General features: G+C 63.7%; 10 protein-coding genes. 4 read left to right on the top strand and 6 right to left on the bottom strand.

All coding sequences use genetic code 11. The annotated features are described in order from the left end of the window. Positions 1–1,563 (bottom strand): YfcC family protein, encoded by a 1,563-nt coding sequence (locus GN300_RS11605; RefSeq protein WP_063315289.1) that lies wholly within the window; start codon positions 1,561–1,563, stop codon positions 1–3. After that, complete coding sequence (locus GN300_RS11610; protein WP_082845700.1) at positions 1,560–2,936, bottom strand: M20/M25/M40 family metallo-hydrolase; 1,377 nt, start codon at positions 2,934–2,936, stop codon at positions 1,560–1,562. Before GN300_RS11610 ends, GN300_RS11605 begins: the two co-directional genes overlap by 4 nt. Positions 2,937–3,086: 150 nt before the next feature. Here GN300_RS11610 and GN300_RS11615 point away from each other — a divergent pair, with 150 nt between their 5' ends. The 4 genes from GN300_RS11615 to GN300_RS11630 are packed head-to-tail and all read left to right on the top strand — an operon-like array spanning position 3,087 to position 10,066. Next, positions 3,087–3,722, top strand: a complete 636-nt coding sequence (locus GN300_RS11615; RefSeq protein WP_019746323.1) for a TetR/AcrR family transcriptional regulator — start codon at positions 3,087–3,089, stop codon at positions 3,720–3,722. Positions 3,723–3,747: 25 nt separating this feature from the next. Next, on the top strand, positions 3,748–5,445 hold the full coding sequence (locus GN300_RS11620) for an AMP-binding protein (protein ID WP_063315288.1): 1,698 nt from the start codon (positions 3,748–3,750) through the stop codon (positions 5,443–5,445). Beyond that, a complete protein-coding gene (locus GN300_RS11625) occupies positions 5,442–8,639 on the top strand; it encodes a carboxyl transferase domain-containing protein (RefSeq protein WP_063315287.1) in 3,198 nt (1,065 codons plus the stop codon). Before GN300_RS11620 ends, GN300_RS11625 begins: the two co-directional genes overlap by 4 nt. Positions 8,640–8,695: 56 nt before the next feature. Next, a complete protein-coding gene (locus tag GN300_RS11630; protein ID WP_003944134.1) occupies positions 8,696–10,066 on the top strand; it encodes a sulfatase in 1,371 nt (456 codons plus the stop codon). Here GN300_RS11630 and cysC read toward each other — a convergent pair. The 4 genes from cysC to GN300_RS11650 form a co-directional block, all read right to left on the bottom strand. Beyond that, the gene (gene cysC, locus GN300_RS11635) at positions 10,063–11,943 is read right to left on the bottom strand and encodes an adenylyl-sulfate kinase (RefSeq protein ID WP_063315286.1); all 1,881 of its coding nucleotides are present in this window, start codon (positions 11,941–11,943) and stop codon (positions 10,063–10,065) included. The two genes, GN300_RS11630 and cysC, sit on opposite strands and share 4 nt — an antisense overlap. Then, positions 11,943–12,857: a sulfate adenylyltransferase subunit CysD gene (cysD, locus tag GN300_RS11640; RefSeq protein ID WP_063315285.1), complete on the bottom strand. Its 915-nt coding sequence runs from the start codon at positions 12,855–12,857 to the stop codon at positions 11,943–11,945. The genes cysC and cysD overlap by 1 nt, the downstream gene beginning before the upstream one ends. After that, the gene (locus GN300_RS11645; RefSeq protein WP_007735934.1) at positions 12,854–13,663 is read right to left on the bottom strand and encodes a Stf0 family sulfotransferase; all 810 of its coding nucleotides are present in this window, start codon (positions 13,661–13,663) and stop codon (positions 12,854–12,856) included. Before GN300_RS11645 ends, cysD begins: the two co-directional genes overlap by 4 nt. 122 nt (positions 13,664–13,785) lie before the next feature. Beyond that, a complete protein-coding gene (locus tag GN300_RS11650; protein ID WP_003944164.1) occupies positions 13,786–14,727 on the bottom strand; it encodes a copper resistance D family protein in 942 nt (313 codons plus the stop codon). Positions 14,728–14,730: the final 3 nt, after the last annotated feature.

A 14,730-nucleotide genomic window follows, 5' to 3' on the forward strand; every position in this document is an offset into this window, starting at 1 on the left:
CTACTCGAATACCGCTGCTGCGCCGATCACCACGACAACGATCACGAAGTTGATCAGTAGCAGTGGCCAGACGAAGCGCAGGAACTTGTCGTAGCCGACCTTCGCCATGGCCAACCCGCCGACAACGACGACGTTGGTCGGGGCAACCATCAGCATCAGGCCGTGGCCCATCTGGAAGGCGGTGATGACGAGTGCTCGGCTGACTCCGGCGAAGTCGCCCAGCGGCGCGAGCAGCGGCATCGCCAGGGTGGCGTGACCGGAACTGGACGGGATCAGGAACGCCAGCGGGATGTTGACGAGCATCACCAGGATCGCGAAGACCCCCGCCGAAGCGCCGCTGACCAATTGCTCCATCGCGTTGAGGATGGTGTCGAGGGTTTCGGTGTTGGTCATGATCACCGAGACGCCGCGAGCGAGCAGGATGACGATCGCCGGTCCGACCATGTCGCCGGCTCCACGCGTGATCAGGGAGACGATCTTCTTCTCACCCATCTTCGCGACTATGCCGACGAGAACGGCGGCGAGGATGAACAGCATCGCCAATTGCGGGAACCACCAGTTCAACTCGAACCAGTAGGGCTCGGTTGCCGTGACGTGGTACGCGTCGTACTCGGCCGGACCGGTAGTGGCGCCGAAGATGCTCGACCACGGGATGACGGAGAAGATCATCAGTCCGAAGGTGAGTCCGGTGATGAGCAGTACCAGCTTCTGAGTTCCGGTGAGCTTGCCGTCGATGTCCACCGGCTCGGCCGGCTCTTCGTCTTCGTCGTCCGCGATGTCGAAACCGACAAGCGACTTGGACGGATCCTTCTTCACCTTTGCGGCGTAGCGGAGAACGAATGCCACTGCCACAGCGGTCAATACGATCCACAGGATCACGCGCAGCACGATGCCGTCACCGATGGAGACGCCTGCCTCACCGGAGGCGACGCCGATCGAGAACGGATTGACGGTCGACGCCATGTTTCCGACCAGAGCGCCGAGGATGATCATGGTGGCCGCGACCATGCGGTCGTAACCCAGTGCCGTCATCAGCGGGATGAGCAGGGCGTAGAAGCCGAACGTCTCGACCGAGAAGCCCATCGTCGAACCGAGCAGCGAGAACAGCACCATGATGACGGTGATGAGCAACCAGCCCTTGTCGCTGAGCTTGGTAGCCAGCTGGGAGACAGCGGTTTCGAGACTGCGGGTGGCAAAGCTGACCGAGATGAACGCACCGAGCGCCATGATGAAGAGGACTACGCCGACCGAACCGAAGAGTCGTCCGATGTTGTCGGTGTCGACGAACCCGGTGATCGAATCCTGTACGCCGTACAGGCCGTTCACGGGGGAGAGGATCAGTTGCTGGATTCGTTCCCAGAACGAGAGCGGAGACGTGACGGTCTCGAAGCTGCCGGGAACGGGTGAGCCGTCCACGTCGACGCCGAAGCGTCCGGCCGGAATGAACAGTGCCGCAACCCAGACCAGAATGGTGACGATCGCGAGCATCGTGACCGCACCGGGAAACTCGAACTTCTTCTTGGCGGGCGTTTGCGCGGATCCCGTATCGGTCTCGGTGCTCATTTCTTCCCCTCGAAGGTGTGTGCGTACTCCTGGAAGAACAGTGCTTTGGCGACGACGGCCTTCTCGAGCTCGTCGAGCAGGACGCGTTCGTTGGGGCCGTGGATGTTCGCGTAACCGTCGGTGGCGCCGAACAACAGCTTCTCGGCGGTGGGCACTGCTGTATCCAAGGCCATCACGAGGGGGATCGAGCCGCCGCCTGCCATCAGCCCGGCCGGCTCACCCCACGACTGCGATAGTGCAGACAATGCCGCGTCGAAGGCCGGTCCACGTTCGGCTGCCGCAAACCCGTCGCCGGTTTCTCCCGCGGTGACGGTCAGTTGCAAACCGAAGGGGCGCAGGGCTTCCAGGTGCCGGACCAGAGCAGCCTGCGCCTCGGTGGCAGGTTGGCGCGGGTGTACGCGCAGATTGATCACGGCGCGGGCAGTGCTTGCGACGGCGTTGACCGCACCGTCCACAGGGGGAGCGTCGATGCCCGTCACGGTGATGGCCGGGCCCGACCAGATGCGTTCGCCGATGCCGCCGGTTCCGAGCAGCGGAAGCCCGTCACGGATCTCGGCGAGGGTGCGGAACTCGTCCTCGGTGTATGAACTGCCGGTCCACGGTTCGCGCATGAGGCCGTCGACCGCCACGTCACCGTTGTCGTCGTGCAGCGACGCCAGTGCGCGGATGAGCGCGAGGCGGGCGTCCGGTGCGGCGCCGCCGTAGAGGCCGTTGTGCTTGTCGGCGCCGAGAGTGGTGAGTTCGACGATCACCTGGGCCGATCCGCGCAGTGCGACGGTCAGGGTCGGTGATCCGGGTCGAACGCTCCCGACGTCGGCGATGACCATTGCGTCGGCCGCAAATAATTCAGGGGCTTCCGGCGGATAGTTGTCGAAGGGGCTGCCGAATTCTTCCTGGCCCTCGATGACGAGCTTGACCGTCACCGGCGGCTTTCCGTCGAAGACTCGAAGTGCACCGATCATGCCGATGACATTTGCCTTCGAATCTGCCGTACCGCGGCCGTAAATCGCGCCGTCACGCTTGCTCGGTTCGAAAGGCGGAGAATCCCAGAGTTCGACGTCGTCGGCGGGAACGACGTCGTAATGCGAATACATCAATACCGTCGGGGATCCGGCGGGGCCGGGCACTGTCGCAATGATGACGGGCGCGGTCTTACCTGTTATTTCGAGTTTCTCTATCTTCGTGACTCCGGATTTTTCCAGTAGAGAAACGATCAGATCGTGAGCCTCGAAGAGGGGTTCGCTGGGGAAACCCTCGGTCGCTATCGACGGGATGCGAACAAGTTCGACTAGTTCCGACTCCAGAGTCGGCATCAAAGCTGCAACTGTTTCCTTGATCGTGGAATAGGAGGGTGACGCGGATTCTTCCGGCACGGAACTGACTCCTTCTGGAAAAGGCGAAAAGCATTAGAGGCAGAGTCTTACACCCGATATATGGGCTGTGAAAGGGCAACCCGAACAAAAGGCCGAAGTCGGTCGTCGGGCCCGCGATTCTTGACATTGACGTCAACGTCAACACACACTGTGACGGTGACCACCAGCGAAACGCAGGAGCGAGCGCGGACAGCCCGCAAACTCGGCGACGGTCCACGCCGTGCCGGACTGCTCGACACCGCTGCCCTCTGCTTCGGCGAACTCGGATACGACGCCGTGACGGTCGAGACGATCACGACCAGGGCTGATGTGTCCCGGGCGACCTTCTACGCGTACTTCTCGTCGAAGGACGAGGTCTTCCGCGCCGTCGCCGAAATGATGTGCCGACGCTTCCTCGACGCTCAGCACATGGAGGGCCCGGCGGCCGAGGATCTACGCGAAGTTCTCCGAACGACCACGTCGGCGTTCATCACGGCCGTGTACACCTACGGTGACCTGCTCGCGGTGATCGAGCATCGGGCGCGGGTGGATTCCGAGGTCGAGCGCAGTTGGTCGGCGGTTCGCGAAAAGCTCGTGAGCCGCTACGTCCGCTTTGTCGAACGGATTCGACAGGTTCACGACGTAGATCCCTGTGTTTCGCCCCCGGTGCTCGTTCAGATGATCTCGGACGCACAGATGGCCGGTGGAGCACGACTGAGTAAGGCGAGTGTCGAAGAGCAGAACCAGTTCATTGCAGATATGACGACGATGTCCGAGCGGTTGATCGGGTTCGAAGAGTCGAAATAGATTTCTTTTACGAATGGAGTGATCGGTGGCAGAACAAGACGTGCTCGAAGCGGCTCTGGCGGAGATCTCTGCGCTGCAACAAGCGCATTGGCCCGCCGGCATTCCCCGCGCCGTCGAGTATCCGCTCGAAGGTGGGGGACTTGTCGATTACTTGCGGCATTGGGCGATCGAGCGGCCGGATACTCCTGCCATCGTCTTCTACGGCCGGGTCATCACGTATTCCGAATACGACGAGCTTTCGGATCGTTTTGCCGGATGGCTGCTGTCACTCGGAGTCGAACGCGGCGATCGCGTCGGCGTTCACCTGGTCAATTGCCCTCAGTTCCATATCGCGATGCTCGGCATTCTCAAGGTCGGTGCGGTTCACGTGCCGATCAATCCACTCTTCCGTGAACATGAATTGATTCACGAACTCAACGATGCCGGCGTCAAGGTCCTACTGACGCAGAACACCTTCTCGAAGTTGGTGAAGAAGGTTCGCTCACAGACTCCACTCGAACACGTCGCGAAGACTGCAGTGTCGGACATGCTGACGGCGATCCCGACCGTCGAACTGCCCTTCGAGGTCGACGATCCGCGCCTGAGCGACTGGCAGTCGATCATCACCAGTGAGCGGGCGACTCCTGTCGCCACCGAACTCGATTCCCTCGCCGCCCTGAACTACACGGGCGGAACGACGGGAATGCCCAAGGGCTGTGAGCACACTCAGCGCCACATGGTTTACACCGCGGCCACCGCGACGCTTGCGGGCGGTGACCAGGTGGGTGCCAATCCGCCGGTGTCCCTGGTGTTTCTGCCGATCTTCTGGATCGCAGGTGAGGACTTCGGCATCCTGGTTCCGCTCGTCAACGGCGGAACCGTGGTCCTGCTGAATCGTTGGGATGCGGAGACCACGCTCGACGCTGTCGAGGCTTACGGCGTGACCTCGCTGGTCGGAACTGTCGACAATTACGTCGAACTGATGGACACGCCAGGATTCGCGGAGCGAAATCTCTCGACACTCCAGAACGTCATGGCAGTTTCGTTCGTTCTCAAACTCGATCCGGCCACGCGCCAGCGGTGGCGCGAGGCTACCGGCGGCGTTCTGCGCGAAGCGAGCTACGGCATGACCGAAACCCACACCGCGGACACGATCACCCTCGGCTTCCAGGGCGGCGACTACGACCTGAAAAGCGAGCCGGTGTTCTGCGGAATTCCGGTGCCCGGCACCGACGTTCTGATCGTCGATCACGACGGCAGGCCGGTTCCCGTCGGCGAGCACGGGCAGATCATCGTGCGCAGCCCGTCCATCCTTTCCGCGTACTACCGGAACGAGGCGGCCACCGCCGACGCCATCCGTGACGGCTGGCTGCAGACCGGTGACGTCGGAAAGTTCAGTGAGCGTGGCGGTTTGCACTATTTGGCGCGGAACAAGGAAATGATCAAGACCAACGGCATGAGTGTCTTTCCCTCCGAGGTGGAAGCGCTGCTCATGCTGCACCCGGCGATCGAAAAGGCTGCGGTGGTGCCGAAACCGGACCCGGACAAGGGGCAGGTGGCTTTTGCGTTTGTCCAACTGGTCGAGGGTTCCGACACTGCGGCCGACGAGATCGTCTCGTGGGCGAAGGAGAACATGGCCACGTACAAGGTGCCCGAAGTGGAAGTGCTCGAGGCGCTTCCGATGACAGCGACAGGAAAGGTGCGCAAGGGCGATCTGTTCGAGCGCACTCAGGGGGACAAGTGAGACTGCTGATTGCGAACCGCGGCGAAATTGCGCTGCGGATCATTCGAACTGCCCGTGAACTCGGGATCGAGACGGTGTCGGTGTACGCCGAGGACGACGCGTCCAGTCCGCACGTCGCGGCGGCCACGGAGTCGGTGCCGCTCGGAGCGTCGGGCTCATCCGCGTATCTCGATCAGGGGGCTTTGCTGAAGATCGCGGCCGAAACAGGCGCCACGCACGTGCACCCGGGTTACGGATTCCTCAGTGAGAACGCCGAATTCGCGCAGGCGTGTACCGAGGCGGGCATCGTCTTCGTCGGCCCGGACGCCCAGGTCCTCCGGACTTTCGGCGACAAGGCCAGTGCCCGCACCGCGGCTGTCGACTCAGGAGTGCCGGTCCTGCCGTCGACATCGGCGAACGCCGACCTCGACGAGGTGCGTGAATTCTTCGAGCGCAATTCCCGCGGGATCATGATCAAGGCGCTCAGCGGCGGCGGTGGCCGCGGCATGCGCGCGGTGCGTGACCCGAAAGCACTCGACGACGCGTACCGTGTGTGTGCGGCCGAAGCCCAGTCGGGATTCGGCAGTTCGGCACTGTTCGCCGAGGTACTCAGTGAGCACGCTCGGCACATCGAAGTGCAGATCGTGGCGGCACCGGGGCAAGGTGGAACCCACGCGCTCGCTCTGGGTGACCGCGATTGCAGCGTCCAACGTCGCCATCAGAAGTTGATCGAGGTTGCGCCCGCGCAGGGGCTGTCGGGGGCCCTGCGCGAGCGTCTTCACGCTGCGGCGGCGAGGCTGTGCGCCGAGGTCGGCTATCGAGGCATCGCGACGGTCGAGTTCCTGGTCGAGGAACGCGGGTTCGTCTTCCTCGAAGTCAATCCCCGAATTCAGGTGGAGCACACGGTGACCGAAGAGGTCACCGGAATCGATCTCGTCGCCGTGCAGCTCGCGATCGCGGACGGAGTTCCGTTCGAGAACCTGGACCTGCCAACAGGGATCACCGCTGTCGAGAAGGCCTCGGAGACAGTCGGATCCGTGGCAAACGCTTCGGGGATTGCGATCCAGGCCCGCGTCAACATGGAAACCATGACGCCGGACGGCAATGCGTTGCCCTCGTCGGGCACGCTCGACAACTTCACTCCTCCGGGCGGGCCCGGCGTGCGAGTGGACACCTTCGGTACGGTCGGACTCTCGCCGAGTGCGCGTTACGATTCGCTCTTGGCAAAGGTGATCACCCACACGCGTCGATCGGATTTCCCTGCCGCGGTGCGCAAGTCGATTGCCGCTTTGAGTGAGTTCGCCATCGACGGCGTAGCGACCAACATCGAGTTCCTGCAGGCAATACTGTCGGACAAGGACTTCCGCGACGGCCTGGTCGACGTCGACTGGTTGGGTTCTCGATTGGCGGACCTCGTCCCCGACGTTGGCCCACAAACGCCCTCCTCGTCTGTGGACGCGGCACCGGACGAGGATGTGGTCCGTGCACAGATGGCGGGCATCGTCGTCGAACTCGCGGCAGTCGGTGACGGCGTCCATGCGGGTGGCCAGGTTGCCGTCCTCGAGGCGATGAAGATGCAGCATGTTCTCTCGGCGCCCGGTGATCTCGAAGTGGTCCGGGTCCTGTCGTCACCGGGGAGGTCGGTGGGTGCGGGCGAACCGTTGCTCGTCGTCCGTAGTGCAAGCGCGGGATCGAAGCTCGCCGAGGTCGACGAGGTGGACCTCGACGACGTGCGTCCCGATCTCGCGGAGATCATCGCTCGCCACGAGGTGACCCTGGACCCGGCCCGGCCCGCAGCCGTGGCGAAGCGTCACAAGCTGGGACGCCGGACTGCTCGCGAGAACGTCTACGACCTGGTCGACGACGACAGCCTGGTCGAGTACGGCGCTCTCGCGCTGGCGGCGCAGCGGAGTCGGCGAAGCGAGGAAGACCTGATCGCCAACACTCCTGCCGACGGGTTGATCGGCGGAGTGGCGACCATCAGCGGCGGCGAGAGCGTCGTGATCTCGTACGACTACTCGGTGCTCGCCGGTACCCAGGGCATGCGCAATCACGCCAAGACCGACCGCCTGCTCGAGATCGCCGATCGCAAGCGAGTTCCGGTGGTGCTGTTCGCGGAAGGTGGCGGCGGTCGCCCCGGTGACACCGACGCCGGCGCCGGGGCGGGCCTCGAGCTGGGAACCTTCCGCGCCATGGCGGCGCTGAGCGGGCGGGTGCCCATGGTCGCCGTCGTGTCCGGGCGCTGTTTCGCGGGCAACGCGGCCCTGGCCGGCGCGTGCGACGTCCTGATCGCGACACCGGACGCCAACATCGGGATGGGTGGTCCTGCCATGGTCGAGGGCGGCGGGCTCGGAAACTTTCGCCCCGAGGACATCGGCCCCATCGACGTGCAGCGCCGCAACGGCGTCGTACACCTGGTCGCTGACGACGACGCTCATGCGGTGGCGCTGGCCAAGCAGTACCTCGGCTACTTCCAGGGTGCGAGCGGAGAGTGGACCGCTCCGGATCCGCGGCTCTCGCGGCATGTGGTGCCGGAGAATCGCCTGCGCTCGTACGACGTTCGTGGAGCGATCGACGCAATCGCGGACGTCGACAGCGTCCTGGAACTGCGTCGAGACTACGGACGCGGTGTAGTAACCGCACTCGTTCGTGTCGAAGGAGTTCCGTACGGTGTGCTGGCGAACAGCAGCGAGCATCTCGGCGGCGCGATCGACGCGGAAGCCTCGGACAAGGCTTCGGATTTCCTGGAACTGCTCGAAGCGCACCGCATCCCTCTGGTGACGCTGTGCGACACACCGGGATTCATGGTGGGCCCGGATTCGGAGGAGGAGGCGACGGTTCGAAGGTTCGGCAGGTTCTTCGTTGCCGGTGCTCGCCTCACCGTGCCGTTCGGAACGATCATCCTGCGCAAGGGTTACGGGTTGGGCGCCATGGCAATGGCCGGTGGTTCCTTCCACGCCCCCGAGTTCACGGTCGCGTGGCCGACGGGCGAGATCGGGCCGATGGGTCTGGAAGGTGCTGTGCGTCTCGGTTTCCGCAAGGAACTCGAGTCCGTCGAAGATCCGGTGGCTCGGGAAACGCTGTTCGGTCAGTTCGTGGAACTGGCCTACGCACAGGGCAAGGCGCTGATGGCGGCGACCACGTTCGAACTGGACGACGTCATCGACCCGGCCGATACCCGTGGATGGATCAGACAACTCGGCAGAAACAGTTGAGATCCTGCTGATTCGAACTGTTGCCGCACGTGGGCGGGGCAACTAGCCTTGCCCACGTGTCGGCTGCGCGAGATAACGTCCTGATCATTCATTGGCACGACCTGGGGCGACACCTCGCGAGTTACGGTGTCGCCGGGGTCAACAGCCCCCATCTCGACCGACTGGCGGCAGAAGGCATCCGGTTCACCGACGCACACGCGACGGCGCCGCTGTGCTCGCCTTCGCGCGGATCGCTCTTCTCGGGTAGGTATCCGCACAACAACGGTCTGATCGGGTTGGCGCACCACGGCTGGGAGTACCACGCGGAGGTGCAGACGCTCCCGCAGATCCTCTCCGACAACGGTTGGTACACCTCGCTGTTCGGCATGCAGCACGAGACTGCGTATCCGAAGCGACTGGGCTATCACGAGTACGACGTCACCAACTCGTTCTGCGACTACGTGGTTCCGCGTGCCCAGAACTGGCTACGACGCTTCCCGCCCGAGCCGTTCCTGCTCACCACGGGATTCTTCGAAACGCATCGCCCGTACCCCGCCGATCGCTATACCCCGGCGGACACCGCAGCCCTGGAGGTCCCCGGATACCTTCCGGACGTGCCACAGGTGCGCGAGGATCTGGCCGAATTCCACGGCAGCGTAGAGGTGGCCGACGCCGCGGTGGGGGAACTGCTCGCGACCCTCGAGGAAGAGGGGCTCGACGAGAACACCTGGGTCTTCTTCCTCACTGATCACGGCGCGGCGTTCCCGCGTGCCAAGTCGACGCTCTACGCCCCGGGTACCGGTATTGCCTTGATCGCTCGGCCTCCCGCGCGGTATCGCAGTGGCGGAAAGGAATACGAGACACTGTTCAGCGGTGTGGATCTTGTTCCGACCATTCTCGATCTGCTCGGAATCGACGTCCCCACCGAGGTGGAAGGGCGCTCGCACGCCGATGCCCTCGTCGACCGCGGAACCGAACCGTCCGAGCCCGTTCGTACCTCCTTGTTCACGGAGAAGACCTTTCACGACAGCTTCGATCCCATTCGTGCGGTGCGCACCAAGGACTACAGCTACATCGAGAACTACGCCGTCCGCCCCGCTCTGGATCTACCGCTCGACATCGAGGACAGTCTTTCCGGAAAGGCGCTCGGCACCGAGCATCTTGCGGTACGCGCACCCCGGGAGCTGTACGACCTCCGTGCCGATCCGGACGAGAAGATCAATCTGATCGATCGACCGGAAGTCTCGGCAATACAGGCGGAATTGTCCTCGCAGCTTCACACGTGGCGCGCCGAAACCGATGATCGTCTCCCGGACGAGGCATTGGGAAGCGCGATGGCGGTGCACCGCATGGCGGCGTACCTCGAGAAGATCGGTGTCCGACCCAACGTGCGGTCCGCCTACAGTGCGGACCGCGGTTACCTCGAGTCGGACACCGAAAACCCCTAGGGCCTTGCGGTCTCGCGCTCCTCCAACAATGCGATGACCCGCTCGACCAGTTCGTTGATGTCAGCGCCGGTTGTGTCGAATGCCAGGTCCGGGTCCTCCGGCGTCTCGTAAGGCGCGTCGATTCCGGTGAGCCCCTTCAGTTCACCCGCCCGCGCACGTGCGTACAGGCCCTTGGGATCTCGGCGTTCGCATTCTTCGACGGGAGTGGTGACTGCAACTTCGAGGAAGGTGAGCCCGGCAGCTTCGTTGAGAGCACGCGCAATTGCTCGATCCGAACGCAGCGGCGAGACCATCGACGCGATGGCCACGACGCCGGCGTCGGCGAACAGTCGAGTGAGATGTCCGACGCGCCGGATGTTCTCGGCCCGGTCTCCCGGCGAGAACCCGAGATCGTCGGAGATACCGTGGCGGACGTTGTCACCGTCCAGGAGATACGCGGTGCGTCCCGCGTCGACCAGCGCACGTTCGACAGCCACAGCGACGGTGGATTTTCCGGAGGCAGGAAGGCCGGTCAGCCAGATCGTCGCGCCCTTCTGGGTGGTAGACGCCCACCGCCGCTGACGTTCGAGTGAAGACGGATGCCACTTGATGTCGTTGCGGGTCTGCTCACCGGGAACGACGACGCGTGGCTCGAGAATGGTGCCGGCGCCGACGGTGTCGTTGCTCTGCTCGTCGATCAGGATGAAGGCGCCAGAGTCCCGATTGTGGTCGTAGGTGTCGGCGACCACCACGGAACTGGTTCGGAGCGTGACCGTTCCGATGTCGTTGAGCCCCAGTTCGACTGGGCTGTCCTGCTCGTCGAGCGTCTCGGGGTCGAGTCGGGTGTGCAGTTCTTGAACGGTCGCTCGCACGGTCCGGGACGTGTGTTTGAGCGCTATCCGATCGCCCGCGCGCAACGGTGTGTTGGACAACCAGCAGATGGTGGTTTCGAGTTCTCGGGCCAGAACCGGCAAATGAGCCTGCGCACCGCCACTGACCAGAACGTCGCCACGTCCGACGTCGATGTCGTCGGCCAGTTCCACCGAAACCGACAGTGGTGCAACGGCAGTACTGCGGTTGTCGTCGAGAGTATCCAGACTGATCACGGTGCTCTTCGATCCGGACGGCAGGACCACTACCTCGTCTCCGACGCTCAGTGTGCCTGCCGAAATCCGGCCGGTGTACCGGCGACGATTCTGCGGATCGGGGCGCGAAACCCATTGCACGGGAAGCCGAAGCTCCTCGATGTGCGTCGCGGGCGCATGGAGTTCGACGCCTTCGAGGTACTCGAGGAGCGTCGGCCCCTCGTACCACGCAGTGTTCTCGGACCGCGTCACGACATTGTCGCCGGCTTTCGCGGAGACCGGTATGGCGAGTACGTCCTCGCGTCCGACTTGCCGTGCCAAGGCCCGCAATTCTTCCTGCACCTGAGCGAATCTCGCTTCGTCGAAGTCCACCAGATCGATCTTGTTCACCACGGCTACAAGGTTCGGAACACCGAGCAGTGCGGCGATTCTGGCGTGCCGACGCGTCTGACGCAACACGCCGGTCCTCGCGTCGACCAGCAGGACCGCTACGTGAGCGTTGGATGCTCCGGTGAACATGTTGCGCGTGTAGCGTTCGTGCCCCGGGGTGTCGGCGAGTACGTAACTTCTTGTCGGGGTGGAGAAGAATCGGTACGCGACGTCGATCGTGATGCCCTGTTCACGCTCGGCACGTAGTCCGTCGGAGAGTGCAGCCAGGTCGGCGACACCGTGCTCGTCGGTGACGGAATCGAGGTGATCGGTTGGCAGACTGTCGGTGTCGTGCAACAGTCGGCCGATCAGCGTGCTCTTGCCGTCGTCGACGCTACCCGCCGTGGCCAGCCGAAGGAGTTGGCGAGTGATGGTGGTAGTCATCAGAAGTAGCCCTCACGCTTTCGGTCTTCCATCGCGGCGACCGAGGTTCGGTCGTCTGCGCGAGTCTCGCCTCGTTCGGAAACCGTCGCGGCCGAGATCTCGGTGACGACGTCGTCGATGGTGGTGGCGTGCGATCGAACGGCGCCGGTGATGGTCAGATCGCCGACGGTTCGATATCGCACCCACTCGGTCGTTGCCGCGGCGTTCTCGGCGTCGGTGCTGAATTCGGAAGCAGCGAGGAGTATTCCGTCACGCTCGAATACCCTCCGCTGGTGCGCGAAATAGATGGACGGCAGTTCCAGTTCCTCCTGGGCTATGTAGCGCCAGATGTCGAGTTCGGTCCAGTTGCTCAGCGGAAAGACACGAACGGACTCGCCGCGTCTGATCCGACCGTTGTAGAGCGACCACGGTTCGGCCCGTTGCGCTCGCGGGTCCCACTGGCCGAACTCGTCCCGGAAGCTGAGGACTCTTTCCTTGGCGCGCGCACGTTCCTCGTCCCGGCGGGCGCCGCCGAACGCGGCGTCGAACCCTCCAGCTTCGAGAGCGTCGAGCAGGGTTCTGGTCTGCAGGCGGTTTCGCGATCCGCTGGTCTCGGTCGACTCCTGCACTCTGCCCTGGTCGATCGAATCCTGAACGGAAGCAACCAGAAGTGTGTGCCCGCCCTCCTTGATTCGACGGTCGCGAAATTCGATGACCTCCTCGAAATTGTGACCGGTGTCGACGTGCAGGACCGGGAAAGGGAGTGGGGAGGGCCGAAACGCCTTCTCGGCCAGCCGAAGCAGGACTATCGAGTCCTTGCCGGCCGAGAAGAGCAGTACCGGTCTCTCGAGTTCTGCCACCACCTCTCGAATGATGTGAACCGCTTCGGATTCGAGAACTCGGAGTTCGTCGACGACATCGGTGACGGTGCTCATGTGACGGGATATCCGTTCTGTTCGGCGTCGATGCGATAACGCTGCACCCATTCGCGGGATCGTCCGTCGCTCTGACGACGCAGCGGCGGTGGCGGGGCCAGTTGTCCGTCGAGGCCGAGGGAGATGAGGGTTTTTGCGACCACAGACTGCGGGTCTTCGGTGAGATCGCGGAACCCGACTTCGATGGGAGAGATGTCCTCTTCCTCGAACCAGCGCTTCCATTGGCGTTCCTGCTCACCGAGAATCGTCACCAGGTGCGCGATTCCGACTGCGTTGTACTGCGCACCGTCCGAGAGATTCGGTGGAGTCGCGTCGTCGCGCCAGACCTGTGTCTGCACGGCGCGCCACATCGACACAGCTTGAGCGACGACATCTTCTCGATAGACGTGGATGAACTGCAGGTCGTGATCGAGGGTGTCGTGGAGTGCGGAACGTAGGTCCGTCCCACTGCGCCAGGGCAATCCGGCCGCGCGATCGAGTAGGAGCGGCGTCTGGTTCCACATCAGCTTGCCACCCCAGACTCCGTTGGGGGTTCGGCCGAGTTCGAGAAGTTGTGTGCGCCACTGTTCGGAGGTGCGAGTGTCCGGCGTGCCCGGGTGGAACGGGGCGAGCAGACCCAGGACGGACTCGTCCGTGACGTCTTCGAACCACTGCCTCGGTTGCGGCGATCGCGAGGTCTCGGGGAGGTACTGGAAGAACTCTTCCGGCTCACCCGCGACCCCGGTTGCTCTCAGGGATTCGACCAGCAAAGTACTGCCGCTGCGCTGCGAAGCGCAGACGAGAAACGAGCGTTGGGCCTCCGTCATGCGAGCAACGCTAAGGGGGGCCGGAAACCGCCGCAAGCTGGGAAAATGAACTCACGTAGAGGTTAAATCTCGACGTGAAACGTTAAATGTGCGGGTCACGAAATGTCGCGCTGAGGCACGTCTTACGCAGTTGTCGCAAGGGCCGCGGCAAGCCCGAATGCGATGGCCATGAAGACAACTTCACCGATGGCGCGACGCAGGGATCCGTCCGAACTCATGCGGTGTGCAGCGCTCGCGACCACCCATGTCCGGCGCCACCACCATCCCAGGGCGACGAGCAGTCCGATCGCCACGATCTTGGCGAGGATCACCCGGCCGTATGCGGTGTCGTAGAAGGCGGAGAGTGAGTCGAGTCGCACGACGGCGTTGACGATACCGGTGACGACCAGCGCGAGGACGCATCGCCAGGCGAGAGCGGAGTACTTGGGCAACCAGATCGCCCAGGCACCGCGCGACGGTACGGCAAGCGCGAGTGCGGCGAGCACGCCGAACCACAAGGCCGCAGCGAGGACGTGAACGGCGTCGAGGATCGATCCGAAGCTCTGCTGCGCCATGTGCCCGGTGATCGGGCGGGCGGCGAGCGCCAACGCGGAGACGACCAATGCCGGTGCGACGGGCACCGTCTCGGGATTGGTGAATCCGTAGATGCCGTAACAGACGACGGCAAACGCGCACGCGATGATCGCGACGCCGACGCGGCCGACGTTGACCTCGGAGACGAATGCGCCGAAGTGCCCGATGGTCAGCGAGGTGACCGGGGCGCCGTCGGCCGCTGCGGCATTGAGCACGAGGAGCGTGATCTCGGCGACGAGCCACACTGCTGCCACCGCGGTGAGCTGAGTCCACATGACGGCGGGGGTTGTTGCCGGGCGGCGTTCACTGCGGCCCATCCAGGCGAGCGTCGCGATGCCGAGGGTCAACGAACCACATCCGATCGCGAGAACGCGGACCGTGCTCGACGATTCGGGTCCCGACGGGCTGGCGAGGCCCCAGGCGATCAGGACTCCCAGCAGAGCTGTGGGTACGGCAAACAGCAACCACCACCTGTTTGCCGTACCCGTCACGCG

The sequence above is a fragment of the Rhodococcus sp. Ni2 genome, assembly GCF_021352185.1.
GTDB classification, from domain to species: domain Bacteria; phylum Actinomycetota; class Actinomycetes; order Mycobacteriales; family Mycobacteriaceae; genus Rhodococcus_F; species Rhodococcus_F qingshengii.